The 24734-nt window shown below is 53.0% G+C and carries 24 protein-coding genes; 14 read left to right on the top strand and 10 right to left on the bottom strand.

Annotation, left to right across the window (positions count from 1 at the left end):
• Nucleotides 1–154 precede the first annotated feature (154 nt).
• Nucleotides 155–952, top strand: coding sequence for a transporter family protein (locus ACR0EZ_RS21665; protein ID WP_480616836.1), 798 nt, complete (start codon nt 155–157; stop codon nt 950–952).
• Between the two features lie 420 nt (nt 953–1372).
• On the top strand, nt 1373–2737 hold the full coding sequence (locus tag ACR0EZ_RS21660) for an alpha/beta fold hydrolase (RefSeq protein ID WP_480616834.1): 1365 nt from the start codon (nt 1373–1375) through the stop codon (nt 2735–2737).
• 266 nt (nt 2738–3003) lie between these two features.
• Here ACR0EZ_RS21660 and ACR0EZ_RS21655 read toward each other — a convergent pair whose 3' ends face one another.
• Complete coding sequence (locus tag ACR0EZ_RS21655; RefSeq protein ID WP_480616832.1) at nt 3004–3942, bottom strand: aminotransferase class IV; 939 nt, start codon at nt 3940–3942, stop codon at nt 3004–3006.
• Nucleotides 3943–4231: 289 nt separating this feature from the next.
• Here ACR0EZ_RS21655 and ACR0EZ_RS21650 point away from each other — a divergent pair, with 289 nt between their 5' ends.
• Nucleotides 4232–5017: a hypothetical protein gene (locus ACR0EZ_RS21650; protein ID WP_480616830.1), complete on the top strand. Its 786-nt coding sequence runs from the start codon at nt 4232–4234 to the stop codon at nt 5015–5017.
• 148 nt (nt 5018–5165) lie between these two features.
• Here ACR0EZ_RS21650 and ACR0EZ_RS21645 read toward each other — a convergent pair whose 3' ends face one another.
• The gene (locus tag ACR0EZ_RS21645; RefSeq protein ID WP_480616828.1) at nt 5166–6908 is read right to left on the bottom strand and encodes an adenylate/guanylate cyclase domain-containing protein; all 1743 of its coding nucleotides are present in this window, start codon (nt 6906–6908) and stop codon (nt 5166–5168) included.
• Between the two features lie 280 nt (nt 6909–7188).
• On the opposite strand from ACR0EZ_RS21645, the gene ACR0EZ_RS21640 reads away from it, so the two are divergent.
• Nucleotides 7189–7923, top strand: a complete 735-nt coding sequence (locus ACR0EZ_RS21640; protein ID WP_480616826.1) for an SDR family NAD(P)-dependent oxidoreductase — start codon at nt 7189–7191, stop codon at nt 7921–7923.
• A gap of 293 nt (nt 7924–8216) precedes the next feature.
• Here the strand turns inward: ACR0EZ_RS21640 and ACR0EZ_RS21635 are convergent, their stop codons facing one another.
• A complete protein-coding gene (locus ACR0EZ_RS21635; protein WP_480616824.1) occupies nt 8217–9338 on the bottom strand; it encodes a linear amide C-N hydrolase in 1122 nt (373 codons plus the stop codon).
• 263 nt (nt 9339–9601) lie between these two features.
• Complete coding sequence (locus ACR0EZ_RS21630) at nt 9602–10165, bottom strand: TetR/AcrR family transcriptional regulator (protein ID WP_480616822.1); 564 nt, start codon at nt 10163–10165, stop codon at nt 9602–9604.
• 78 nt (nt 10166–10243) lie between these two features.
• On the opposite strand from ACR0EZ_RS21630, the gene ACR0EZ_RS21625 reads away from it, so the two are divergent.
• The 7 genes from ACR0EZ_RS21625 (at nt 10244) to ACR0EZ_RS21595 (ending at nt 15617) form a co-directional block, all read left to right on the top strand.
• The gene (locus tag ACR0EZ_RS21625) at nt 10244–11125 is read left to right on the top strand and encodes an oxidoreductase (protein WP_480616820.1); all 882 of its coding nucleotides are present in this window, start codon (nt 10244–10246) and stop codon (nt 11123–11125) included.
• A 52-nt stretch (nt 11126–11177) separates the two neighbouring features.
• On the top strand, nt 11178–11981 hold the full coding sequence (locus ACR0EZ_RS21620; protein WP_480616818.1) for an SDR family NAD(P)-dependent oxidoreductase: 804 nt from the start codon (nt 11178–11180) through the stop codon (nt 11979–11981).
• Between the two features lie 66 nt (nt 11982–12047).
• Nucleotides 12048–12494 carry a hypothetical protein gene (locus ACR0EZ_RS21615; protein WP_480616816.1) on the top strand — a complete coding sequence of 149 codons (447 nt, stop codon included), beginning with the start codon at nt 12048–12050 and terminating at the stop codon, nt 12492–12494.
• Between the two features lie 22 nt (nt 12495–12516).
• Complete coding sequence (locus ACR0EZ_RS21610; protein WP_480616814.1) at nt 12517–12996, top strand: SRPBCC family protein; 480 nt, start codon at nt 12517–12519, stop codon at nt 12994–12996.
• A complete protein-coding gene (locus ACR0EZ_RS21605; protein WP_480616812.1) occupies nt 12986–13657 on the top strand; it encodes an NAD-dependent epimerase/dehydratase family protein in 672 nt (223 codons plus the stop codon). Before ACR0EZ_RS21610 ends, ACR0EZ_RS21605 begins: the two co-directional genes overlap by 11 nt.
• A 632-nt stretch (nt 13658–14289) precedes the next feature.
• Nucleotides 14290–14823: an N-acetyltransferase family protein gene (locus ACR0EZ_RS21600; RefSeq protein ID WP_480616810.1), complete on the top strand. Its 534-nt coding sequence runs from the start codon at nt 14290–14292 to the stop codon at nt 14821–14823.
• Nucleotides 14824–14990: 167 nt separating this feature from the next.
• A complete protein-coding gene (locus ACR0EZ_RS21595) occupies nt 14991–15617 on the top strand; it encodes a dioxygenase family protein (protein WP_480616808.1) in 627 nt (208 codons plus the stop codon).
• A 97-nt stretch (nt 15618–15714) separates the two neighbouring features.
• Here the strand turns inward: ACR0EZ_RS21595 and ACR0EZ_RS21590 are convergent, their stop codons facing one another.
• Both ACR0EZ_RS21590 and ACR0EZ_RS21585 read right to left on the bottom strand, forming a co-directional pair.
• Nucleotides 15715–16170 (bottom strand): hypothetical protein, encoded by a 456-nt coding sequence (locus ACR0EZ_RS21590; RefSeq protein WP_480616806.1) that lies wholly within the window; start codon nt 16168–16170, stop codon nt 15715–15717.
• Between the two features lie 95 nt (nt 16171–16265).
• A complete protein-coding gene (locus tag ACR0EZ_RS21585) occupies nt 16266–17246 on the bottom strand; it encodes a class I SAM-dependent methyltransferase (protein WP_480616804.1) in 981 nt (326 codons plus the stop codon).
• 637 nt (nt 17247–17883) lie between these two features.
• Here ACR0EZ_RS21585 and ACR0EZ_RS21580 point away from each other — a divergent pair.
• The 3 genes from ACR0EZ_RS21580 to ACR0EZ_RS21570 all read left to right on the top strand — a co-directional run bounded on the left by ACR0EZ_RS21580 (nt 17884) and on the right by ACR0EZ_RS21570 (nt 20665).
• On the top strand, nt 17884–18687 hold the full coding sequence (locus tag ACR0EZ_RS21580; protein WP_480616803.1) for a DUF1194 domain-containing protein: 804 nt from the start codon (nt 17884–17886) through the stop codon (nt 18685–18687).
• A 381-nt stretch (nt 18688–19068) separates the two neighbouring features.
• A complete protein-coding gene (locus tag ACR0EZ_RS21575) occupies nt 19069–19635 on the top strand; it encodes a hemerythrin domain-containing protein (protein WP_480616801.1) in 567 nt (188 codons plus the stop codon).
• A 10-nt stretch (nt 19636–19645) separates the two neighbouring features.
• On the top strand, nt 19646–20665 hold the full coding sequence (locus ACR0EZ_RS21570) for a glutathione S-transferase C-terminal domain-containing protein (protein ID WP_480616799.1): 1020 nt from the start codon (nt 19646–19648) through the stop codon (nt 20663–20665).
• A 328-nt stretch (nt 20666–20993) separates the two neighbouring features.
• On the opposite strand, the gene ACR0EZ_RS21565 is transcribed toward ACR0EZ_RS21570, so the two are convergent.
• The 4 genes from ACR0EZ_RS21565 to ACR0EZ_RS21550 are packed head-to-tail and all read right to left on the bottom strand — an operon-like array spanning nt 20994 to nt 24654.
• Complete coding sequence (locus ACR0EZ_RS21565; RefSeq protein WP_480616797.1) at nt 20994–22490, bottom strand: tripartite tricarboxylate transporter permease; 1497 nt, start codon at nt 22488–22490, stop codon at nt 20994–20996.
• 1 nt (nt 22491) lies between these two features.
• On the bottom strand, nt 22492–22941 hold the full coding sequence (locus ACR0EZ_RS21560) for a tripartite tricarboxylate transporter TctB family protein (protein ID WP_480616795.1): 450 nt from the start codon (nt 22939–22941) through the stop codon (nt 22492–22494).
• The gene (locus ACR0EZ_RS21555) at nt 22941–23897 is read right to left on the bottom strand and encodes a tripartite tricarboxylate transporter substrate binding protein (RefSeq protein WP_480616793.1); all 957 of its coding nucleotides are present in this window, start codon (nt 23895–23897) and stop codon (nt 22941–22943) included. The genes ACR0EZ_RS21560 and ACR0EZ_RS21555 overlap by 1 nt, the downstream gene beginning before the upstream one ends.
• Nucleotides 23898–23922: 25 nt before the next feature.
• Nucleotides 23923–24654: a GntR family transcriptional regulator gene (locus ACR0EZ_RS21550; protein ID WP_480616791.1), complete on the bottom strand. Its 732-nt coding sequence runs from the start codon at nt 24652–24654 to the stop codon at nt 23923–23925.
• Between the last annotated feature and the right edge of the window lie 80 nt (nt 24655–24734).

The raw sequence follows: 24734 nt of genomic DNA, 5'->3' as shown, positions 1-24734 counted from the left end.
CGATGAAGTATTTGGGCTATAAGTCAGCCGTGCTGAATAATTTCATCTAGTTCGGCGGCGGCGGACTGTGAGTGGGCCATTGATTTCATTGCCAACCTGGCGATCTCAAGTGCAAGCCACCCATGAGAAAACGGCCAGCTGAAGGGAACCGCCTATGAATCTAAGGTTGCTACGCTGCTCCATACTTGCCGGGATTAGTGCCCTTTCTGGTACTGCGTGGGCAGAGTCCCAGGAAGAAGAACTAGCAAAGCAACTTGCTAACCCAGTGGCCGCTCTCATTAGTGTGCCATTCCAGCTGAATTATGATCAGAATTTGGGTGCCGACGGAAATGGTTCGCGTTGGATATTAAACGTACAACCGGTTGTTCCCTTTGATCTTACGGATGATTGGAACCTCATATCCCGAACGATTCTTCCAATTGCCTCCATAGATGGCGGCCTAGCGGGTTCCGGTTCCGAAACTGGGCTAGGAGATACCGTCCAAAGTTTTTTTCTTTCGCCCAAAAAGCCGAGCGCTGGCGGTTGGATCTGGGGGGCTGGACCCGTTTTTCTGCTGCCGACGTCGACAGATAACAGTTTAGGTCTCGGAGAGTGGGGTGCTGGAGTTACCGGCGTGGCTCTCAAACAGCAGGGTCCTTGGACATATGGTGGCCTTACAAATCACATTTGGGACATTGATGGTAACACCGACATCAACCAGACGTTCTTACAGCCATTTATTTCCTACACAAATTCGAACGCGTGGACGTTCACTTTAAACACTGAGTCCACCTACGACTGGGAAAACGATCAATGGTCTGTGCCAATCAACGGTGTTGTCACCAAAGTTACCCAACTCGGCGATCAACTTATCAGCGTAGGCGGAGGAATACGCTATTGGGCCGACGGCCCCGATAGTGGGCCCGACGGTTGGGGCGCGAGACTTGTGGCTACCTTTCTGTTTCCCAAATAGTTGAGCCTTTCCTCAGTGAATATCGCTACCGGATGCAGGCATTGCGCGGATTAAAGTGAATAGCGGTTTTGTCTCTCGAACGTCTGGGTCGTTGCGCAACTCGGAGTTTGCAAAACACGATTTTGAAGGTCTGCTTTGGGCTGCCATCGGTCACAGATGAGAAGAGCTACGGACTGACACCTTTAGAATTGATATTTCGAAGTGAACCTTAGTTAGCAACGCGAAATGCGTTAATCATTCACCTTAATTCTAGGTTTCGCCAGCCAATAAGACATTTTGCTCGGCTGTGTGTTTCAACGCAAGTTTGGGAACTTGCAGGCTTAGCAAAATGCCCAGGCACAAGTTTTGGTCACAAAAATCTATTCGTCTGTTAATTTTGGTTCAGAGGAATTGGTTTAGCTAAAAGGATCACATCGACTGATGAAGCGGAAAATTGCTGCGATCCTAAGCCTCGATGTCGTCGATTATACCAAGCGCATGTCAGAGGATGCTGAGACCACGCTGAACACTCTACAACGCATTTTGGACGATGTGATCAGACCGTTGGTCCATGAAAACAAAGGACGAATATTCAAGCTGATGGGAGATGGTGCTTTGGTTGAGTTTGTTGCAGCCACAGACGCAATTAATGCTGCCAGCCAGATTTTCAATCAGATGAGAGATGAAGACGTAACACTTCGAGGAGGTCTCCACGTTGGCGACGTAATGCCAAATGGCAAAGACTTGTTCGGAGAGGCCGTGAATGTTGCGTCTCGCCTTCAGTCCAGCGCGCATATTGGAAGTTGTCTCGTCAGCAAGACAGCTGCTGAAGTTGCGGGAACTTCGCTGGCGGTTGCTTTGCGACCAGAAAGCTCGATACGGTTGAAGGGAATTCCAAATCCAGTGGAAGCCTACTCTATTGATTTAGATGGTGACAAAAGACGCGCAAGGAACAAGCTGCTGGCTAACTCTCAAGACGTCCGCTTTGCAAAATCAAAAGACGGTACAACGCTTGCCTGGACATCCACTGGAAGCGGTAGAAAGTTACTGGTCACACCAAACTGGCTCAGGCATCTGGAATACGATTGGACGATGAACACCATCGCCGGGTGGTTGCCGCTGCTTTCTGAAAATCACTGCCTTTATCGGTTTGATGGTAGAAACAATGGCTTGTCCCAGCGGGGCGTGCAGGATGTGTCTTTGAATCGAATCGTCGAAGATGTTGAGGCCGTACTGGACGCAGCCGGGATCGAAAAAGTTCCATTGTTTGGCATTTCTTTTGGGGCAACCATTGCGGCGGCCTTTGCCGCACATAATCCTGACCGTGTTTCGGGGTTGGTTCTACTCGGTGGATTTGCACAAGGACTCGCGGTGCGTTCACAGCCCGGAATTGCCGCGCTTGGGCAAGCAATGATGGATATGAGTCTTGAAGGCTGGAACGATGAATACCCTTCTGCAAGAGACTTGATGGCCCAATCATTTGCTCCAACCGCAAGTCCGCATGACCAGCGCACTTATGCAGAATTTATGAAAGTGGCAATGGACCATCAGGATTGGCTCAAGATTGGACCACTGGTCGCAGGGGTCGACGTAACCGATCTACTTCTGCGGATCACCTGTCCGGCTCTGGTTATGCACGCTAATCGAGACAGGATGCACAGTGTTGAACAAGGTAGGATATTCGCCTCCGGCATCAAGAATGCGCGCTTTATTGGCCTTGAGACAGCAAACAATACGATGCCAGAGTATGATCCTGCCTGGCCTAAAGCCCTAGTGGAAATAGAGCGTTTTTTGAATTCAATTTGAGCAGTGTACGTTGTTCATCGCCAAAACTTTATTGTTCGAAGGTAAGAGGATGCCGTGCGCCCTTCGATTTTCGATACTGGAATTTGAAAACTCTAGGCTTCTCGTCATCGACCGCTTTGTCCTGATCTCGGAAATAGCAAAGTCTTGTTACGAATGTCCGGTTTGGGCTGCGATCAGCTAATTGTGTAAGACGCATCCAGCAGAGTCGTGGCTCCTAAAACTACATTCCACCACTGGGTAAACCCGACACCGACTGACAGCTATTTTTAGTCCAAGTATTCAACAACCATCCTGTTGTTCTTGTCTTTGTGCATATCCCAATAACTCTTGGTAATCTGACTTGTGATTTGGCCGGGAGAACCAGTGCCAATGCTTTGGCCATTCACTTTGGTCACCGGCATGATCCCTCCGGCGGTTGAAGATATAAACACCTCATCTGCACCGAGAAGTTGGTCTTGGGGTATGTCGACGGCTGAGCAGTCGATACCCAGGTTCGTGCAAATGTCGAAGACCGTCTGACGAGTGACCCCGAGAAGCACGCCGAACTTCGGAGTTAGAACTTTTCCGTCGATGACGGCAAAAATATTGAATCCGGGCCCTTCAGATACGTTACCATTTGTATCGACAAGGATCGCAGTATCAGCACCGCGGTCGTAAGCCTCGTAGAGGCCTTTGACCAGATCCAACCAATGATAGTTCTTCACAGTCGGATCAACTGACTGCGGAGAAATGCGGACCAAGGATGATATTGCTGCATTTAATCCATGTTTCATCTGCTCTGGATTGGCCACCGATCCAAACGGTATTGCGAATGCGATGAACTGGTTGACCGCATCACGTGGATCCCGACTGAGTGTCGGAGACATACCGCGTGTACAAATGAACTCGACGTAGGAGTTCTTTAACCCTGACAGTGCGACGCAGTTGTGCAGTATCTCGATGACCTGTTCTCGGTCATACTCAATTGACATATGCAGCTTTTCCAAACCTGCAAAGAACCGATCAAGGTGATTTTCGAGTCGAAAGAAGGCTCCGTTCCAAACATGGACGACATCATACGTCGCGTCGGAATGAAGTAGCCCATAGTCCAGCACCGAAATCTTGGCTTCCGAAATCGGCAAATACTGCCCGTCCATGAAAGCCACGCCGGGAGGATATGTTTTTGGGTCAGAGTAATGCTCGGAGAGATTGGGTAAAACAGTCATGAATAGAAGCTACCGGAGTACGGACAGAAATCGCAATGTCCGTTTTGGGCTGCGAGCGCTGAAGCATCTATCTGCAATGGAAAGCTCTCAAACTGGGCTTTAGGGCAATTTAGGTTGACAATTCATCTGTGAAATCGCCGGATTTCTTGGGTAACAATTTTGGAGGTGGTGAACGCTCGCCGCTCCGGTCTGCGGCTGACACCAAATTAGGAGATACGCAATTTCTATCGACAGTTTTGCGGAAACCGAGATTGGAACACACCTCGCCGACGCTGCACGTCGTTGCCGCATGGTTTTCTTCACTGGATTACCGGCGTCTGGAAAGTCATTTCTGTTGCGCCAGCAAATATCCATTTCGGTCTCCTTGGGACGTCGCGTACATATCATGCGGTGGGATAAAGGACTCGCGGCGTTTCAGACCGAAGACATTCTAGCAAAGTATCCAGATGTTTCAGATGGAACTCATCCGTTGATCCGCAAGGCAGCCGGATTGTGGGGCCGGAGAGCCCTGGCGCGATGGCTGACAGAGACTACCGATCCCACAGACATGATTGTCGGTGAAGTCCCTATCATCGGAAACAGGTTTTCCGAGTTCATCCAGGCGCAGCCGGATCAGGTTGAACCAGCCTTAGCATCCGAGGAAACCACATTCATCTATCCTGTTCCTACAAAGAACTTGCGTGCCAAACTCGAAGCTATCCGAAGGTCTACATTTGCGAACCCCAGACATACTGATGAGGCCAGAGATGCGCCTCCATCGACAATGGAACTGGCTTGGCGTTTGACGTGTGCCAAGGCCGCAGAGTTAGGTTTTGTCTCTGAAGCGGACAGTCATTCTCCGTACGAGGAGATTATTTATGTGCGGTTTTTTGAGCATCTACTGCAACATCGAAACGCCATCAGAATTGGGGTCGATACGATTTATTCAAATGCCGGGTCAGCCCATGATCTGGGGGTGAGTATTTTAGAACTCAATGCAAGCCCGGATGAAGTACGGTGTGTAGTCGCAGAGGTAGAGGCTGCATTTACAGTCGAGGAAGCTATCCGAGACGTTGAAAACTGGTATCGGGTGTAGCCTCGTGCAAAAGTTCGCTCTTTGGCATTTTGGAAACTGCAAAGTCTAATTTTGCATGTCCGCTTTGGGTTCGCGCTGCCGAAAAATAGGGCGCAGAGAAACGCATAATTGAGGCCGCGCCGGTTGGGCAAAAGAGTTAATGTCGGCGTCAGCCGGTCAAACTTGCCGCCCGTAACCCATTGGCAAGACGTTCAAAATCATCCGGTCGTCGCCACATAGACCGAAACCCGCGGGCAAGACTATCTACTGTGTCATCCTCATCCACAATACCTCGGCTTGTGAACTCATCGTGACGTTCGGTGACGAATTCTCGCAATGCGTCGGAGGCGTCTCGCTCTCGTCCGAGCTGCGCGTAAGACGCGGCAACAAATGCAGTGGCCAACGAGTTAAGCCGCGCTGCTCCCATTAGAAAACCAAGCACTGCTTCATAGTTACCGTTGAAAAATTCGACCTGCCCCATAATCCAGTCGATGGCAGGCGGATGTAGCGGGTCCAGCGCCATAGCTTCCGAAACTACGTCGCGTGCCTTTTCGTGCTGGCCGAGCAGTAGGAAAGCATAGCCACACCAAGCCATCGACTCCGCCTCGCTTTCTATCATGGAAAGTGTCTTGTTGAATTGCGCTTCGGCCTCGCTCCACAGCCCGGCACAGAGATAAGCAAACCCAAGCTGGTCTTGAATGTAGACGTCCCGGTTATCCAGTGCCACGCCCTTTCGGGCGATCTTCAACGTGTGGGCCGGTGCGTCAGCGTCTGCCAGACCAAGCCACAAGTCTATGACATATGTGTCCGAAAGATACATGTAAGATCGCGCGATGGTCGGATCGAGCGCGACCGCTCGTTCCAACAACGCTCTCGCCTTGGCCGTATCTCGTGCGTTCAAGCCGTCGCGTAGTGCCTTGCCCTTGAGCATCAGCTCATAGGCCTTCATCTGATCCGTTGGTTTCTGTGTCGAACGGTCGACGACATCGTGCTGGACCCTGCCTGGCAACACTGCGACGATATTTCGGGCCACCTCGTCTTGTACCGCCAGAACGTCCTCCAGTTCGTGGTCGTATCGATCCGACCAAAGTTGAGTACCTGTACGGGCGTCTGCGAGCTGTACCGAGATCCTCACGCGGCTGCCAGCCTTCCGCACGCTGCCTTCAACCAGGTAATCTGCGCCGAGAGCCTCCGCGATTTTGGCTGGATCTGTGTCCTGTGTCCGGAACCTGAAAGACGCATTTCTGGAAACAACCTTGAGCGTCCGAAAACGCGATAAGCCCACAATAATGTCTTCCGCAATCCCGTCGCTAAAAAAGGCCTGCTCGGGGTCATCGCTCATGTTGTGTAGAGGCAAGACAGCAATAGTGGCTTTTCCTGATGATTCAGGCTGAGGCGGTTTAGCGCGTACTGCGCTTGACCCCCCAATGCGCCAAGCATGTACCGGTTCGGCAACGTTCTTTACCGTGTGCTGACCAGTATCCTCCCAGGCGACCGGTATACGGTTCCCGACCACACGATAAACAGCGTCCGACACCAATACACCGCCGGGTGGGGCAAGCTGCTCCAACCTCGACGCAAGGTTCACACCGGACCCAAAAACATCTCCGTCGCGCATGATGATGTCGCCAAGAGTGACGCCGATGCGAAAGCGAAGCGGGTCGGAGCCCACTACCGCCGAATTTTGCCATTCAACCGCGCAGGAAACGGCATCGACAGCGCTGTCGAAACTGGCGAGCAGACCGTCACCCATTTGTTTGACGATGCGACCGTGATGCCGACCGACAAGCGGTGCAGCAATATCTTCAATGTGCGCTGAGAGGACTTCGAGCGTGCCTACTTCGTCCCGCTCCATCCGGGCGGTGAAGCCGACTAGATCTGCAATCAGGATGGCCGCCAGCTTTCGCTCCACGTGTTCTCCTCCTTTCTGTTACATACTGGTCGCTATGTGTTTAGACCATGCGAAAGTGAACAGGGGCGGTGTCTGATCTTGTTTGAAGTCTGTTTCGGCGTTCCAGAACTATGCCAATAGTCTGTGCTTAAAGCTTAAAGCCCAAGTAGAAATAGAGCGTTTTTTGAGTTCAATTCGAACAGTGTACGTTGTTCTTCGCCGAGTCTATATTGGTTGAAGGAAAGAGGGAAAGGTCGGTCTGGGTGTCGACTATGTCAAAAATTTCATTCGGTCGCAGTTCATGAGCAATGTTTCTTATGATTTTTCGGGACGCGTGGCGGTTGTCACGGGCGGATCAAACGGCATTGGAGCAGAGATTGCCCGCCACTATCACGCCGCTGGCGCGCAAGTTGCAATCTGGGACCTGGCACTGCCAGAAAACGTAAATATCCCGCATCAGTTTTGTCAGGTAGATGTGAGCGATCTGAAGCAGATCAGAAGCGCTGTTGCGGACACCGTGCAACAACTTGGAGGCATCGACTTTCTTTCACACAACGCCGGGTTTGCAGGGTCGACAATTCCTGTCACAGAATATGACCCAGATGAATGGCAAAAGATCATTGACGTAAATCTGACTGGAACCTTTCGGCTGTGCCACGCTGTGGTTCCTGTCATGCGCCGGGCCGGGTTCGGGCGAATTACAAATATGGCATCCCTTGCTGGCAAAGAAGGGACCCCAAACGCATCTGCATATAGCGCGGCAAAGGCGGGAGTTATTGGCTTCACCAAATCTTTGGCCAAGGAACTGGCGGAAACAAATATTCGTGTGAATTGCGTCGCGCCTGCTGCCGTTAAAACCGCAATCCTCGAACAGATGACTCCAAAGTTTGTTCAAATCATGATCGACAAATCGCCAATGAAGCGCCTAGGAGAAATCGAAGAAGTCGCCGAACTGGTAATGTGGCTCAGTTCGACCGCGTGCACGTTCAACACTGGCGCCGTTTTTGATCTCTCTGGTGGCAGAGCAACTTATTAATCCTACTCACCCGTGCGAGCTTAGTAGCAAAGGTCGGTTGCGTCTGGTTCCGGAGCAACGAGGACCAGACTTTGGTGCGAGTGCTGCAAAAGCTCGCTTTGTCCGCATCTCAGAGATTGCTAAGCCTAGTGATGAAGGTCCGCTTCGGGCTGCCACTCGTCATTAGAGCGAACAGTGGTGAACGCGGCTTCGAGCTTAACGCCGCTAATTCGCTGGAGCGGCAAACCCTCTATTCCAAAGTTGTATTGGGCCGCAGCAAGCGGTGATGCCGCCACGGCCCACATGCTATTGCGTCAATTCGTTGGGGTCACATCGACCAACGTGGGTTCTCGATCACCGCTGGTTTCAAAGACGATCATCTCGTCTCCCATAGCTCCGAAGTCAACTTGCTTCATATCGACCATGTGCACCGTTCGGTCGTACATCGTGTGATAGTAGTAGACAAGGTTTAGGGAGTCCGCAGCGGTCGTGATCTGCGTTGCGCTGTAAAGTAGGTCGTCCGATTGCACATCGTCTTGAGCGCCCTCCGCTGCATCGGCCGGAATGTTGAAATTATCCAGAATGCGAAACGCCTCGCGCACGGTGTCATAGCCACCTTGCGTCTCCCGCGCCGTCTGGGAAAAGGCGACTGCGCGGACAAACCGGGATGGGGGTGTGAAGTCGCCTGGCAGCCCTATCATTCCACTCCCAGCGCCAAGGGGCGCGAAAGTAACGCCACTTGCCTCAACTTCCGGAAGCCCAAGGGCCGACAGGTTTACGTAGTTGTTTAGGTTCGTCATGTGCCAATCGTAGTTTGGCGAATTGGTGATGACGCCAAGCGGGGCATCGAAAATCGTCAGCTCGCCATCAATGTACTCAACCACGATCTTTCCGCCGAGCCGGTCAGCAACCAACATGTGAAAGGGGAAGGGAAATCCGAGAGTCTCATCCACGACCCCGACGACACGGACATCCGCCAACCCGGTGGCAGCCTCTTCAACCGTCTCAAACTGGGAAAGAACATAGCTGGCTAGCAAATCGCCGGGGATCGTGTTGTCAGCAAGGTCAGGATCGTACTCCTGATACTCGGTAAATCCGGGCAGATAAAACAATCCGGCGGTCAATCCAGCTTCGTTGATCCCATCTGCGGGAGCCCCATGATCCAACATGCTGATACCGACCATTCCAAATCGGCCGGTCCAGTTTGCTCCGTCTTGCCCATCTGGCATTTCGCCTGCGGAATACGTGAAACCTCGCGGAATGATGTTAATCTTTGTCTCAAGATCGAACGGCCCCCATTCGGCGGTCCTAGCGCGAACGATGCTTCCATCCTGTCCTGTCAACATGATGCCAGTGCATCCCCAAGCCATCGATACAGACGCTATAAAGGCCATGGCTGCTTTTGGCAGTGTCCGAAACATATCAATATGACGCATGGTCGTTCTCCAATTGGACTGATCTCATGAACTCACTCGACCAAGCTACCACACCGGTTCTCAAGTTGAATGATGTTTGCATGATCTCTAAATAGGCAAAAAAGTCCGCCTATTCCGTCCTTCGGACTTTGCAAAGTCCGTCTCTGAATGTCTGCTTCGGGCTGCTTACAGCCAATTATGCGAGAGGTAGCGAAGGTCGACTACGAGTCCATTGTGCCCGACGCTGCGGCGCGCATCAAATTTTGCATTGGGCATTCTTTAAACTAATTCACGTTGACTACCTTCAGCACAGAGACGCGGAGTGCATCGAGCAGTTGCACTAAGTGCTTTCTGTTTTTCGCCGTGTATTTTGCCGCCGTCGCAGTGCGTTGGATAAAGTCTGCATATTGGGCCACCGACAAATCCGCAGCCCTAAGGTCATCCGAGAAAGGCTCTAAAATTCGGGCAATAATCTCAGTGTTCCGTTGAGCACCTGCTTCAAGCTCCTCCTGCGAAGAAGCGGTTACGCCCGCAATGATGTCTTCGGCATTCGGCGAGGATTGAAGGACATCGTAGTGCTCAATCACGGTGTGCTGGAAGATCACATCCAATTGCGCACTGAGTCCCGTTGCATTCATTAGCCCGGCCTCAATGTCTACGACAACCTTGTCCGCCATTGATCGGATCGTGGCCTGTAAAACTGCGTCTTTATTGGCGAATGCCTTGTAGAGCGTCTGTCGCGATAACCCTGCTTCTTCCGCAATGTCGTTCATGCTTGTCCGTTTAACCCCGAAACGAAGAAAGAGTCGGACTGCTGCGTCGAGGATGTGGGCGTCGCGATTTTTCATAAAGGGCATATTGACATTGCGTGGATGACTGTCAATATTTACAATCAGACATCAAATGTAAAGTTTGTGGAGCCATTCATGACCACCACTTCCCAAAAAATTGCCATTGTCACCGGAGCCAACAATGGCATCGGATTTGAAACAACAATCGGCATGGCCCAGGCCGGGTTCCATGTAGTGATGGCCTGCCGCAATCTCGAAAAGGCAAAAACCGCTCGGGACGACGTGCTGGCACGCGTGCCGTCAGCGTCGCTTGATGTGATGCCGCTAAACCTAGGCGATTTTGCCTCCGTCAGAAGCTTTGCCGAGGCGTTCCGCGCGCGCTATGCGAAGCTCGACGTGCTGATCAACAATGCGGGCATCCTGCTTTACACCGCTGAGACGAATGGCGATGGGATCGAACTGCAATTCGCGACCAATCACCTCGGTCATTTTCTTTTGACGGCGTTACTGATCGACCTCGTGCCAGACGATCCGGCATCCCGGATCGTGGCGCTTTCAAGCCTCGGGCACAAGGGTGCCACCATCGAGTTTGATGATCTGACCTGTGGCCAGGATGGCGGCATTGCTTATGGTCAATCGAAACTCGCGAACCTTTTGTTTGGGGACGAGCTAAACCGTCGCCTACGGGCTTCTGGGCGTAGGCTAAAAGCACTGTCCGTCCATCCCGGCGGTTCTGAGTCCGGTCTGTTCCATAACGTTGCCCCGGATCAGCTCGCGCAGATGAAGGCACAAGTTAAACAGTTCCTACATTCTCCAGAAGAAGCCGCGAAACCCACCCTGTACGCCGCCCTGTCCACGGATGTCCAAGGAGGCGATTACTACGGCCCCACCGGCCCCCAGGAAATGAGTGGGGAGGTCGGAGTGGCCACCCGCGATCCGATTACCGTGAATATCGAGATTGCTACCCGGCTATGGGCCCTGTCCGAAGAGCTTACCGGCCGATCCTTCAAAATCTGACCCCGCCATCCATTCCAGAAGCGACAGTGCTGACCTCCCAAAAGGAAAGATCATGCAAGATTTCAAGAGCAAGACCGTTGTCATCACCGGCTCCGCGACGGGGATCGGTAAAGAGCTCGCCCTCCAGACGGGGTTGGAAGGCGCAAAAGTCATCATCTGCGGTCGCCGTATGGATCGCGTTCAAGAGACAGTGGCGGAATTGAAAGCCAAAGGGATCAAAGTGGCGGGAACCGCCTGCGATGTCGCGGATCGCGAACAAGTGGAAGCGCTGGCAGACTATGCCGAGGCAGAGTTTGGTCTGGTTGATGTGCTCATCAACAACGCTGGCATCGGCCAGGATCCCACGCCGCTGATCGACATGGATCTGGATGTGTTCCGGTGTGTCTATGAGATCAACATATTCGGAACGCTCAATGGAATTCAGGTCTTTGGGCGCAGAATGCTCGACCGCGGAACACCATGCGCGATCTACAATCTTGGCTCCGAAAACAGTGTCTTCACGGCCGTACCTTCCTCACATGCCTATGTCTCGTCCAAGCATGCCCTTTTAGCCATCACGGAACTTCTGGCTGAAGAGACGCCGGACTTCATGGACGTGGCCCTGATCATGCCCGGCTTGGTAGTTTCCGAGATGAGCCTGGGCCTTGGCATGCCGACGGACCAGTTTGTAAAGCGGGTGCTTAATCAGCTGAAAGCCCGCGAATTTTTCGCGGTTAGTCATGCCTACAACAAGGTTCGCATTGATGACCGCTATGGAAAACTCGCGCGCGCCTATGACACCTACGCCCCGCGATACGAAGGCGACATCGAATACGATATCCGCAATTTTCTAGAGACGTCGGCGGTCGGGGCTTAGGCCCTGCCAGGTAACCTTCCAATTCACATCAATCATTTGGGAGCCGAGTCTCCGGGACGGTAGATCATGCAAAAAACACTTTCACGCATCTTCAGTTTGTTGTTGATCCTCGCTGCTCTGATCATGCTCAGCTGGGGTCTCTTAGGCTTTCTGGAGCACTTCGCAGGATTTGCCCCGCTGATGCCCCTACAAAACGAGACATTCCCAATTGGCATGCAGACCCTACATTGGGTTTTGATCACTGTGTCGGGGGCCACGTTCCTTGCCGGTTACACTTTGCGCTGGCGCTACACGCCCATCGCAATGCTTGTGATGTTTACAGCACTTGCCACGATGTGCGCGGTCCAAACCTTCGACATGCTGCAAAACCCAGATCGCTACCGCAACTTCGTGGTGGAGTGCATCAACTACACTCTCATTTCTATCTACCTCTTCCGGTCGCAGCGCATGCGTGGCCGGTTCGGGCGGATCACCGTTGAGACGGCGCTCCGCGCCGCGCCTCTAGAGGCTTGAACCGATCAAAAAAAGGAAGATCATGGAAACTGGTAGAACTGAGAAGGTCAGCTTCTCTCATCACAAAATCCACACCGACATCATCATCAACACGGTGCCCGAAGCCGTTTGGGCGGTTCTAACCGATACTGCCAACTACAGCTCCTGGGCTGCGTTCCTTGTGGGAATCGAAGGCCAGATCGCGGACGGTGAAAGCATCAATGTTGCCTTCCAGCTGGATCCCAACAAGGACAAGCTCACACGGATTGATCACACGATCACTATGGTAGACGGCCACGAGTTCTACTGGGCTGAAAGAGGACCCGGCGGCATCCGCGATAACCACCATTTCAAGGTTGAGGCCGCCGCAGATGGAAAGACCCGGTTCGTGCAATCGGACGAGATCATCGGCGGCATGACTTTCCTGATGGGTGGACGGTTGGCGAAATTGTACCTGGAGGGCTACCAGGCATTTAATCGCGGCCTGAAGGCGGAAGCGGAGCGACGCGACAATGTCGGATGATCCCACCGTAAGAGCCCTCGGGCGCGTTCTGCTTACAGGGGCAACCGGCATGGTCGGGTCATCTGTTCTGACTGCATTGCTGGAGGAGGAGAGCGTAACAGAGGTTGTTTCTCTTGGGCGGAGATCTTCGGGTCGCAATCACGCCAAGCTGACCGACGTCAGCTTTACGGATTTCGGGAACTCAGACTCATATACCCAGTATCTGACCAGTATCGACACGGTGTTTCATTGTCTGGCAACCTACTCAGCCCGCGTCAGTAGGGAGGCTTATTCCGAGATCACCGTCGATTGGCTGATCAACCTTGTACGGGCTTGTGAGGAAACAACGCCGGAAGCAACATTCTGCCTGCTCTCGGCCCAAGGTGCGCGAGCCGACGGGGGTGGCATGTCGTTTGCTTTGAAAGTCAAAGGTGAAGCTGAGACTGTTTTTTTCGCCTCCCATATCAAACGCAAGTTTGCCTTTCGCCCCGGCTACATCGCCCCATCGGAACGAAGAAGATGGAAACCGGTAGACTATCTGTTTGCACCGCTTCAAAGCCTAGCTCCGTCTATCGGCGTGACATCCGATGAACTAGCACAAGCTATGGTCAGAACGGCCATCAACAACGCTAGGTCTTCCGCTCTCCTGGAAAACAGTGAAATGCGAGCTTTATTGGGGTGAATAGCGAATTTCTGGACCTTGAGAGATATCGGCCGCAGGCAAAGCGGTCATTGGCCAATTTGGAGCAACGTCCGCAATGTCCCCTATCGGTAGCTGCAAAGTTTAGTTGGGAATGTCCGGTTTGGGCTGGACCAGTCGCTAAGGCAACTAGAAGCTTGACCAAAGGATCAAATAACTCTCGACGTAGAACACGAAGTTCGCTGAGGGTCCTATTTTCATCTGCCTTCATCTGGCCTGAGTAGTTTACTACATCAGCAGAGAGTACTGCGGAAAGTCTGCGGTCTCCATTCATGTCTATTGGTAGCGCAAATTACGTTGATTGGAAAAGACAACATGATCTCCCGGACGTCGCGCATTACCTAGCCAACGGCTTGGTGCACTACTGAAAAGCCTGACTGTGAGTGTCTGCTTCGGCCTGGATCTGTCGCTGACGTCGTCTTGCTCGTAAGTTACTGCACTGATACCCTGTTAATGCGCTTGGCGCGGAAGCTAGGCGATGGAGATTTTATGTTTACGATTGCGGGAAACCGCTAAGTCCTGAACGGCAGGACGACCAAGCTAAATAGAGCCTGCGTAAAAGCGGCAGGCTTTCCTTTTTGCATGGCTCGTGAACAATCAAACTAACATCACCGATGCATGAGCTTTGCGCCCGTCACATCAAGCATCTTTGCTTGTTTGACGGCACGAAGAAAGACGAAAGACCAATGAAAATACGACTGACAAAGCAAGACGATATCGCTGCCTTGCAGGAGGTGCTTAACGGCACGGAGCTTTTCCCTAGTGAAATGCTTCCTGACATGGTGGATGGCTTCCTATCCGACGGTGAAAGCTCTGATATTTGGCTGACATGCAAAGCAAACGGTAAGGCCGTGGGCTTCTGCTACGCAGCCCCAGAGGAACTTGCCGAAGGTGCATGGAACATGTTTGCCATCGCAATTCTGCCAACCGAGCAGGGTAAAGGTTTTGGCGGTGCCATCGCTAGGCATCTTGAGATCGAACTCAAGAAGCGTGGACAGCGCATCTTGATAGCTGACACTTCAAGTACAGATGAGTTCGCACAGACACGCGAGTTCTATCGCAAGAACGGCTACAGCGAGGAAGCTCGTATCAGGGATTTCTGGGCGGTGGGGGATGACAAAGTCGTCTTCTGGAAGTCACTAAGTTAACCCCAAGGAGCCGGTGCTGGCCTGTCTTCGGGCAGGTCAGTTTCATTTGTTCGCTCGATTTGGCAACGGCAGCTTTGTTGCGAAGGCAGACTTGGACGTGACGTTCGCTGCACGATGTGTGATTTTGATGGGCAATAGGGGCTATCCCGCGCGGGAAAGGACACGCTATGAAACTGAATAGTAAGTCCCGCCGTAACCTTCTAGGCGGCATTGCAGGATTAATGGGCGTCGGTTCGCTGGGGGCGAGAGCCGCTGCGGCTGTACTCACACCAGACGCCGCAGAAGGGCCGTATTATCCAACGCCGGCCATGCGGAGGCCTGATATAGATAATGACCTCGTTAAGATCAAAGGACGTGTTGAAGACGCTGGCGGCGAAGTCTTTACACTGCGTGGAACGATTACAGCCGCCAATGGACAACCCCTTGCAAAGCATCGCATCGAAATCTGGCAATGCGACATGGACGGCAACTATATGCACCCTCGCGACCGCCGCAGTGTTAATTTTGATCAGGCTTTCCAAGGCTTTGGCCATGACGTAACTGACAACGGCGGGAACTATGTGTTCCGCACAATTAAACCTACGATCTACCCAGGGCGTACTCCACATATTCATGTAAAATTGCTTGATGGAAATCGCGAACTGTTGACGACGCAGTTTTACATTAAAGGCCATCCGAACAATTCCCGCGATGGGCTGTTCAACCGTATGTCCAAGGCAGAGGCAAGTGCAGTGTCTATGGTTTTTGTACAGGGTGCGAATGGACTTGTAGCGACCATCAATGTTGTCGTCTAGAGAGCAAGCCTCAGTTCGCAAAGTTGGAGTTGCAAAGCTTGATCTTAGATGTCAGGTTTGGGCTGCTACTGCCTTCCCTAAGCGCCAGAAAACTAGGTTAACCGGTGCACTTGAAATCAAACGCGGCAGCGCGCTTGTCGTCTTTTTTGAAGAACTTCACCTGACCACTCGCTCCTTGGAACACTCCAGTGCCGCCGACAACCGCTAATTGAGTTTCGAAATGGGGCACAGTGTCGGGACTGCTCGGGGCTGGGTAGGAGCCAGAGTAGATCAGTTGGTTGCTGTCGATTGTTAGGTAAGCGTTAACGATAAGCTGGGTTTTGCCTTCACCTGCGCCAGGCGCTATCAGCGTCGTGACATTCTGCATACCAACAACCTGGCCATCTTCACTGAAAACCGTGACGTGCCCAACCGCGACATCCCCGATTTCGTCGCCACCAGACGTGATCTTTAGGTCTTCTAAGTAGACAGTAAATTGGCCGCATTCTGGAGCGCTGTTCGCTGAAGCAGGAAGGGCGTGGGTGAGAAGAATCATGGCGGCGAGAAAACGCATTTTGGCACTCCTATGTAGAACAAAAAAGGGCTGGCGAACTATTTCGACAAGCCTGCGAAGGATTGAGATTGAAAAAAGCCTGCGTGGATGTTCGCTCATTGTTTTCTAAGCTCAATCGTCAACAACCAGATTTCAAAGGCGTATCTGCCCCCTCCTTCTTTGATGGTCGCTTCGAAACGATCATAAAACTGATCCAGAAGAGTTTCAGTTTTCTGCTCGGATTCGCCGCGTAACAAGGATTGCCTGAACGTGGACTCGGTGAAGGAGCGAACAAAGCCCTTATAGCTTGCTGCGTACTCTTGGGGTGTATTGATCCGGTCTGCAAAGATATCTTGCGGGCTTTGCTGAGCTGGAGCTACCTCTGCTCTTTCAACCACAAAGCCATCTGCCAATTCCTTGTTGCGTTGAAAGGGTTCAAGAGCTTCCTCCCTGGACATAAACCAAATTGGCATAATGAAGTCGCGAAGACCGGGTTCAGAAATCAATCCGTCGTTCACCATCGTTTTGGCAACGTCGTACATAGCGCGATAGGTGTGCCGGCCAGAACTGCAAATTCCATTGACCTCGCCCGCATCAGGAATTGCCCCCAACGTCGAGACCATAAGCCTGCCGCCGCTACGTAGCTCTCGCAGTCGTAAAGACAGGAAGTTTTCCCAATCTCGCTGCGCTTGTGTTTTTAGCTTCAAGCGCGCTTCTCCCTGCAAATCTGCAAACCAAAGCGTGCCCTTTGAATAGACAACGGGCTGTGTGCTGAGCCAATGGCTCGCACCGAATGAAGTTCCAACGTCAATAGACGATGCCGGTGCAACCATCGAGAAAAAACTACCCACACTTGCAAGGGGGCGAATGCTAGCAGAGAGGTTGGAGTAACCGTCTTGGTTCACAGCACATTCAAACAGAGTATTCCAATCGTTTTCCGCCTGGTCGACATGGTGAACAAAGATGGAGCGACCTGGATAGCGGTCAGCAAAAGACTGTACGGCAGGCTTGACTGACAAAATCGCGTTTGATCCGGTGCCACAGCCATAGTCAGCAATGTGTATCTCATCTGATGAGGCCAAAACTTTGTCGGCCATCTCTCGAACATCGTCTGTGCGGGATTGAATAGAGTGCTTCTGTGGGAGGGAATTCCCAACATAGTCTATCATTCCCTCGGTTGGGCTGCTCCTATCGTCCATTCGATCCTCCCACGTGCAGTTGGGTTGGCAGCTAGAGCTTACAGTTTACACAAAGCGTTGCCTAAAATCGAAGAATTACTGGGCAAAGAACAGATCTAGGCGGTTGTCATCTGCCTAACAGAAACATGGAGATTAGGCTCTCGGCCTGCATCGGAGCCAGCGCAAAATCCAGTTGTAGATTCATTTCGCTCAGTTCCAACACCAAATAGCTACGGGCAGCCCACGTCAGCTCCATTTCTCATCTATCTCAATTCCGTTAAACCTGCCATTGTTGGCTCACATCTCGGACGCGAAGCGCAAAAAAAGCAGCCCACGCAAGTGCGGCTAGTGGTAAGGTTCTACAGCCTAAAAGAAACTGCAAAACTTGATTTTGAATGTCCGCTTTGGGGCTGAGATCGTTGTTTTGCCGTGATTAGCTTTGATGCTTGTTATGGCAGACGTCCTTCCTCAAGTTTTGAATCTACTTTTCCTAATCAACCACGTCCTCATACGTTTGTGGCTTGACTTAAAGATCCAGCGCACCACTCGTTGAGAGATGCTACGAAAGACATTCCTGACTATTTTCACATCTGTATTTCTCTTAGCCGTACCTGCCGCCTCACAGGCGACGGAAGTTGATTTAGAGCTTGTTCTTCTAGTCGACGTCTCTCGATCCATGACCGAGCGAGAACTCGAGATTCAGAGACAGGGCTATGCCGCAGCCTTGCAGTCTGACGAGGTTTTCACGGCCGTTCAGTCGGGCCTTTTGCAAAGGATCGCTTTTACATACGTCGAGTGGGCCGGCACGCAAGAAGTGGTTGTTGACTGGCGACTTGTGGAAACGCGAGCTGATCTTGAAGGGTTTGCGCGCGTCCTTACCACGCGTTTCAATCCCGCACTGCGCAGAACTTCAATCTCTGAAGCGCTGATCTTTGGTGCCGCGATGATTGAAGAGAACGAATTCCAAGGCCTGCGCAAGGTGATCGACGTTTCAGGCGACGGGCCTAACAATCAGGGGCGCCCAGTACTCCGTGCCCGTGAAACCGTGCTATCAAAGTTGATCACCATAAACGGATTGCCGCTGATGACCCGGGAAGGTTTGGGCAACCAATGGCATCTCGACGACCTCGATGTTTACTACGAGAATTGCGTGACGGGCGGGCCAGGTTCTTTTGTCGTTCCGGTGCTTGACTGGCAGGATTTCGCAGAGGCTGTGCGCCGAAAACTGGTGCTGGAAATCGCGTCGATACCGGCGCTCGAATACGTCAGATCTGCGCAGTATACTTCGACCAATGCCTATGACTGCTTGATAGGTGAGAAAACTTGGGAACGGAACCGGCAAATCTGGAGCGAACCCTAGTGGTGGATGCCTTGGCACCGAATTACACGCGCTTTCTCTGAAATCTGCGCCTCGGAACAAAATAGACAGCAAATGTAATCTGGGTAAGAAGTCTGCTTCGGGGCAGCCGAGCAGCCACTCATGCGCGGTGCTGGGAGTGCCGCCCGCGCTCTTACGCGATGCGTATCGCAAGTGTGGGGCCGATACAGGCCTAACTCGCTCCTTTGGCCGTAACAGCCTGCCCGGGTTCACTCGACATGACGTCAAAACCTTGAACCGCGTGTTAGCCGGTTTGTGTAGCACCAACTTCGCGTGGGTTCGCTGACGCATAGTGACTGTGCGTTCTCGTTAGTGGCGAGCAGTTGCCCGACCTCCCATCTTTGGCCTGAAAGGAGACAACCGATGCTCGATACATATACCATTCGCCAAGACGACATGCCTCAAGAAATGCGGTTTCTCTTTGACCATTACCCCCGCGACAGTTGGGAAGCCCATCCAGGTTTCAAAGAAAAAACCAAGCATTGGCTCGGCGCGCATGAGATGTTCCGTCGTATTGCGGAACGTATTCGCCTGGATACAGAAGGGGTTTTGAGCAACCAGATGGGGTTGGACGACTACGTGGGGCGGCTGTCCTACTATGGCGGCAACCTGGTTGGGAACCTGCAAGGTCATCACGGCTGGGAAGATCACAGCTATTTCCCTGAACTGTCGGCTGCGGACCCGCGTTTTGATGCGGGGCTTGAGTTGCTGGAGCAGGATCACACCGATCTGGATAAGGTGCTGAGTAACTTTACCCGGACGGCGAACCGCGTGATCAAGCTATCCGCACTTGATGAGGCGCAAGCTTACGATGAAGCCGGACAGCTCCATGCAACGAGCAACACGATTGAAGCGTTCCTGAAACGGCATCTCAGCGATGAAGAAGAATTGGCCGTGCCAATCATCTTGCATCACCGGCTCAGAGGATGATGCTGAAGTCATGACCGACACTTCTACCGAAGAAGACCAAACTGATATCAACAAGCGCCGCGCACGGGGTGAATTCGTGCGCGGTGTCAGCGGCTTTCGCCATGCCATTGGCGATCCAATGTTTCCAGCAGAACTTAATCGCTATCACCTGTTCGTAGCACTGAATTGCCCGTGGTGTCACAGGGTCACGCTGGCGCGCAATGTGCTGGGCCTTCAAAACAGCATCACGATGGACGTTGCATTTCCAAACCGCTCCAGCGACGACGATCCAGAAGCGCCAAACCTATGGGAGTTTGCACCTGATCGGATTGCATCGCTCACAGGTGAGACTTTGCCAGAATGCACGAGCGAGACCGGCACCGGCAAAGGACTGCGCCTTGCCAAAGAGATCTATCGTGCCGAAGGCTCTGAAGAACAATCTCTTCCAATCCTGTATGACAAGATACAAGGACGCATTGTTAACAACGAAAGCGCTGAAATTGTCCGAATGTTGGAAGCTGCGGCGGATTCTCTTGGCAGCACAATCCCGGCAGCTGAACGCGTTAGGCTTTACCCCGACGAAGTGCCGCGCCACCAAATTCACGACCTGAACGAACGGATATATACAGCGATTAACAATGGTGCCTACAAGGCCGGGTTCTCGTCTGATCAAACGATCTATGAAGCAGCTTTTGACGCCTATTTTGAGACACTCGAGTATTTGGAGGAGCATCTCTCAGATGGCAGGCCCTATTTGACAGGCAACCACTTTTCAGAAGTAGATCTTCGCCTGTTCCCGACACTCTATCGCCACGATCCCGTCTACTATCTTCGGATGAAGCTCAACGGTGCGAGGATCCTGGATTACCCATACTTGTGGCGTTGGCTTTGCCGTGTATACGCGCTGCCCGGAATTGCGGAGGCAGGGTCTCTTGTACACTGTCGTCAGGGTTATTTCGGGCGCAGTTGGAATAGCGTTGTGCCCAACGGGCCATTCAAGCCAATGTCGTACCCTGAGGCCTATCACCACCCTGAACTCGCGGCGCTATAGGCCTCGTCAAGGTGTATTCGAAAGTCCCGATTCCATAACCAAACTTTGCTATTTTGGATTGCTGACGCGCATTTTCTCCGCGCCAGGGAAACTGAAAAGTTCAGTTGCGAATGTCCGGTTTGGGCTGCGACCAGCCAATCATGCAAGCCGCAGAGAATGGCCGCATCGAGCCCAAAATACAAAATGCTTCAACGTGCTTTAAGGTCAGCGATGCGCAGAGAGCGGACTTTGCAAAGTTCGGCGTGCGTCCCAAACCTGTAGTTCGCTGGAAGCAAACGTCGCTGCTTTACCTAGTGAGAGCAATCGCTAATCGTTACGGCTCCCGGTCTCATGGTTTGGCGGCAGACCGCTTATTGCGCATCGCTTTAACAATTGGCCAGGCGATGACCAGAAGTGTGGCAATTGCCAACATGGCTGAAAGCGGTCGAGTAACAAGTTCGGTCACGTCACCGCGGCTGATCAGTAGTGCCCGCCGAACGCTTTGCTCCGCCATCGGACCAAGGATCATGCCTAGAATGATCGGAGCTAAAGGAACGTTGACCTTCTCAAGAAAATACCCGGCGATTCCGGCCAGGAACATGACCCACAGATCAACCGGGCGACCGTTGATTACGTAGACACCCACACACATCAGGATCAAGATGGACGGCACCAGCAAGACACCGGGAAGCCGTTGGAATTGCGCAAATACGCGCGTGGCGACGGCGCCTCCGAGCAGGAAAATCAGGAGAGAGGTGATCAGCATCTCCATCATGAATCCGCCAACAAGGACAGGGTTTTGGTGGAAAAGCTGCGGGCCAGGCTGCAAACCGTGGATGGTAAGTGCGCTTAGAACAAGAGCCGCGACAACATTGCCTGGGATGCCCAGAGACAATGCCGGAATCATAGACGCGGCGTTGTCGGCGTTGTTTCCGCATTCTGCGGCCGCGACGCCTTGCGGATTTCCTTTACCGAAGCTCTCAGGATCGTCGGAGGCATTCTTGGCAGCGTTGTAGCTGAGGAAAGCGGCAATGTTGCCACCTGCACCGGGTAGAATACCAACGCTGATCCCGATACCAGAAGACCGCAGCCAGGTCGGGATCAACTTACGCTTTTCACCAGCTTTGAACGGGACATCAGTCAGCTTGAGCTGTGCTGCGGACAGACCCTTGAGGTCGCACTTTTCTGCTAACTGCAAAACGGGCGGCAGAGCATAAAGGCCCACCAGAACAACAATCAGGTCAAGGCCACCCAACAGCCAAGTTTGATCGAATGTATAGCGAGCCTGCCCTGATAGGTTGTCGATGCCGATGGTGCCGATCAGTAGCCCCAGAACCGCCGCCATCATGCCTTTTACCGGGTCAGAACCGACCATCACTCCGACCGACGCCATGCCGAAAATCGCGATCCAGAAGTATTCTGCCGGGCCGAAGAACAACGTGACACGCGCGAGCAACGGCCCAACGGTCATCAAAGCAATAGCACTCGCGATGCCGCCCACAGCGGAGGACCAACACGCGATTTTCAGCGCCTTGGCTGCCTCCCCCTTATCGGCCATCGGAAAGCCGTCAAATGTGGTAGCAATCGAGGCTGGCGTACCGGGGATGCGCAACAGGATTGCCGGAATGGCTCCGCCATACATTGACCCGTTATAGATGCCCGCGACCATGGCCAAGGCGACTAGCGGGTCCATCGAATAGGTCAAGGGCAACAGCAGTGCTATGGCCATGACCGGGTTCAGTCCAGGCAAGGCACCGATAAAGACCCCCAGGAGGGTTGCACCGATCATGGCAACAAGTGGCCACACCGTCAGCACATTGCTCAGTGCCTGCGAATAGAACTCCATCTCAGCCCCCAAGTTCAACTAGTGCAGGCAGGGCCCCACGCGGCAGCGGCTTTTCCAGAAGCAGCGAAAAGACGAGATAGATAATACCCATGAAAACAGCAGCGACGATCAGAGCATAGAGGCCGCGCCGAAACCCCAATGCGATTGGTAACATCAGCATCAAAAGGAAAGAGGCCGGGTAGAAACCCAGCGGCACAATCGACGCCACATAAATGATGCCAATCACAATCGTGACCAGCATCTGCGCGGGCGCATCGACCAGCTTGCGCTCATACGTCGAGCCCGCGCGCGCGGCTTTGAGAACGACAGTTGCACCGATAAGCGTCAGGATAATGCTAAGTACCAGGGGATAGATGCCGCTTGCCCCGGTATAAGATGTGGCCATCCACGCGGCGACGCCACCCAGCCCAATAAAGATAAGGCCAAGTACAATATCCTGACGCTGTTCCATCAGTTCGACAGCCCGAGGCTTTTGGACACCTCTGCCAATCCGTCAAACTCGGCTTGCAACCGGGCACCCAGATCATCGCCTTTCACGACATTGGGCACTTCACCTTTGGTTGCTAGGAACTCAACATAGCTTGGGTCGTTTACCGAAGTTTCAATTACGTCGGCGAGTTTTTCGACAATGGCGGGATCCATGTCTTTTGGCCCCAGAATTGCGCGCCACAACAGTGTTTCTTTGTCTCCCATACCAAGCGCATCCAGACCGGACGCATTCGGCAATGCGGCGACGTCAGCGGCCGACGTCACGATGGGGCAAGCGGCTTCGCCACTTTCGACGTAGGGCAATACCGTCGAGATTGACCCGCCATAGATGTCCACATGCCCACCAAGGAAGTTTTGCAGCGTCTCGCCAGCACCGCCGAAGGGGATCGGAACGGCGTCAATACCTTTGGCTTGGAAAATGCGTTCGGCTGCCAACTGCATTGTGCCACCGATTCCGTCATTGCCATATGTGTACTTACCGGGGTTGGCCTCAAGCTCGGCCAGGAAACCGGCTCCGTCCGTTGCCGGGAAATCGGTTTTGACACACAGCGTATACGCCGTCTCAGAGGTCGAGGCGATGGGCGTGAAGCTGTCCAGTGAATAGGCTACATTCTGCACTTGGGGAACGGTGGTCAGCGGGCTGTTCCAAGTCGCAAATAGGGAATACCCGTCTGGCTTGGCCTGCATGAATTGCGATGCTCCGACCGAGCCGCCGCCGCCACCGACATTCAGGACCGCAATGGATGTTCCCAGCGCCTCCTCCAGCAGGATAGCCAGTTTGCGGGCGCTGGTGTCGGTGCCGCCACCGGCACCGGCCGGGATCGTCAACTCAATGGCGCGTTCGGGATATTCGGCAAAAACCGGCGTCGCCAGCGTGGCAGCGGTCAATGCACAGATTATGGTTTTCTGGATGGTCATCTGGTCCTCCCTGGACAATCAGTTGTCAGTTGATCTCGCTGCGATAGCGGAATTGTGCCGCGCTTCCGCGAGCAATACGCCATTCAACGGGCTTGTGCTCGATGTCGAAGGCAGTTCTGTGAATGACCGCCAATGGATCGCCTGTTTTCAGTCTCAACTGTTTGGCAACGGTTTCATCAGCCGAGCCAAAAGTCAGATCGTCGGTGGCGCGCTTTACCAGCACCCCAAAGCGCTCGAAGTAAATCGGGTAGAGGAGCGGTCCCAGCGCATCTTCATTCAGTGTTTCAAATCCTGCGAATAGTGACGCGGGCACATAAATCTCCTCGAACAAAACCGGAAGGTCACTCAGGCTACGTACCCTGACGATCTTGATCACATCGTGCGTTCCCAGAGCTTCTGCGGCCTCTGTCGGGGCGGATGCCCGTGTGCGAACGATCAACTTGCTGTAGGGGATTGATAGCTGCGACCCATCCACCTCGCGCCACTGAAAGAAACGGAACAGCGTCGCATCGAATGACGGTGCCTTGACATATGTGCCCGAGCCTTGTCGCCGCTCCAGCAGACCTTCGCCAACGAGACCGTCGATGCTTTTGCGTACGGTGCCGACCGACAGCCCGTACTCCTTAGCCAGTTTCGTTTCAGATGGAATCGGCTGCTCTGCGGTCCAATCGCCTGCCGCGATTTGGGCAGCCAGAGTATCGCGCAGCCGAATATAGGCCGGAAGCCTGTCATCTGTGGTGTGAAATTGTGCTGCCATTTCTTTCCTCCCAGGAATCCTCTACCTCATATTGACCTATATAGTCAACTAGTTATATATATGATTTGGGAGGCCCGCCA

The organism is Ruegeria sp. AK4, from assembly GCF_056541025.1.
This window is presented reverse-complemented; position numbering and strand designations above follow the sequence as displayed.

Excerpts from the sequence above, each read along its gene's own strand:
- ACR0EZ_RS21665 (WP_480616836.1), top strand. The coding sequence starts at position 155 with ATGAATCTAAGGTTGCTACGCTGCTCCATACTTGCCGGGATTAGTGCC.
- ACR0EZ_RS21660 (WP_480616834.1), top strand. The coding sequence starts at position 1,373 with ATGAAGCGGAAAATTGCTGCGATCCTAAGCCTCGATGTCGTCGATTAT.
- ACR0EZ_RS21655 (WP_480616832.1), bottom strand. The coding sequence starts at position 3,942 with ATGACTGTTTTACCCAATCTCTCCGAGCATTACTCTGACCCAAAAACA.
- ACR0EZ_RS21650 (WP_480616830.1), top strand. The coding sequence starts at position 4,232 with ATGGTTTTCTTCACTGGATTACCGGCGTCTGGAAAGTCATTTCTGTTG.
- ACR0EZ_RS21640 (WP_480616826.1), top strand. The coding sequence starts at position 7,189 with ATGAGCAATGTTTCTTATGATTTTTCGGGACGCGTGGCGGTTGTCACG.
- ACR0EZ_RS21635 (WP_480616824.1), bottom strand. The coding sequence starts at position 9,338 with ATGCGTCATATTGATATGTTTCGGACACTGCCAAAAGCAGCCATGGCC.
- ACR0EZ_RS21630 (WP_480616822.1), bottom strand. The coding sequence starts at position 10,165 with ATGAAAAATCGCGACGCCCACATCCTCGACGCAGCAGTCCGACTCTTT.
- ACR0EZ_RS21625 (WP_480616820.1), top strand. The coding sequence starts at position 10,244 with ATGACCACCACTTCCCAAAAAATTGCCATTGTCACCGGAGCCAACAAT.
- ACR0EZ_RS21620 (WP_480616818.1), top strand. The coding sequence starts at position 11,178 with ATGCAAGATTTCAAGAGCAAGACCGTTGTCATCACCGGCTCCGCGACG.
- ACR0EZ_RS21615 (WP_480616816.1), top strand. The coding sequence starts at position 12,048 with ATGCAAAAAACACTTTCACGCATCTTCAGTTTGTTGTTGATCCTCGCT.
- ACR0EZ_RS21610 (WP_480616814.1), top strand. The coding sequence starts at position 12,517 with ATGGAAACTGGTAGAACTGAGAAGGTCAGCTTCTCTCATCACAAAATC.
- ACR0EZ_RS21605 (WP_480616812.1), top strand. The coding sequence starts at position 12,986 with ATGTCGGATGATCCCACCGTAAGAGCCCTCGGGCGCGTTCTGCTTACA.
- ACR0EZ_RS21600 (WP_480616810.1), top strand. The coding sequence starts at position 14,290 with ATGCATGAGCTTTGCGCCCGTCACATCAAGCATCTTTGCTTGTTTGAC.
- ACR0EZ_RS21595 (WP_480616808.1), top strand. The coding sequence starts at position 14,991 with ATGAAACTGAATAGTAAGTCCCGCCGTAACCTTCTAGGCGGCATTGCA.
- ACR0EZ_RS21590 (WP_480616806.1), bottom strand. The coding sequence starts at position 16,170 with ATGCGTTTTCTCGCCGCCATGATTCTTCTCACCCACGCCCTTCCTGCT.
- ACR0EZ_RS21585 (WP_480616804.1), bottom strand. The coding sequence starts at position 17,246 with ATGGCCGACAAAGTTTTGGCCTCATCAGATGAGATACACATTGCTGAC.
- ACR0EZ_RS21580 (WP_480616803.1), top strand. The coding sequence starts at position 17,884 with ATGCTACGAAAGACATTCCTGACTATTTTCACATCTGTATTTCTCTTA.
- ACR0EZ_RS21575 (WP_480616801.1), top strand. The coding sequence starts at position 19,069 with ATGCTCGATACATATACCATTCGCCAAGACGACATGCCTCAAGAAATG.
- ACR0EZ_RS21570 (WP_480616799.1), top strand. The coding sequence starts at position 19,646 with ATGACCGACACTTCTACCGAAGAAGACCAAACTGATATCAACAAGCGC.
- ACR0EZ_RS21565 (WP_480616797.1), bottom strand. The coding sequence starts at position 22,490 with ATGGAGTTCTATTCGCAGGCACTGAGCAATGTGCTGACGGTGTGGCCA.
- ACR0EZ_RS21560 (WP_480616795.1), bottom strand. The coding sequence starts at position 22,941 with ATGGAACAGCGTCAGGATATTGTACTTGGCCTTATCTTTATTGGGCTG.
- ACR0EZ_RS21555 (WP_480616793.1), bottom strand. The coding sequence starts at position 23,897 with ATGACCATCCAGAAAACCATAATCTGTGCATTGACCGCTGCCACGCTG.
- ACR0EZ_RS21550 (WP_480616791.1), bottom strand. The coding sequence starts at position 24,654 with ATGGCAGCACAATTTCACACCACAGATGACAGGCTTCCGGCCTATATT.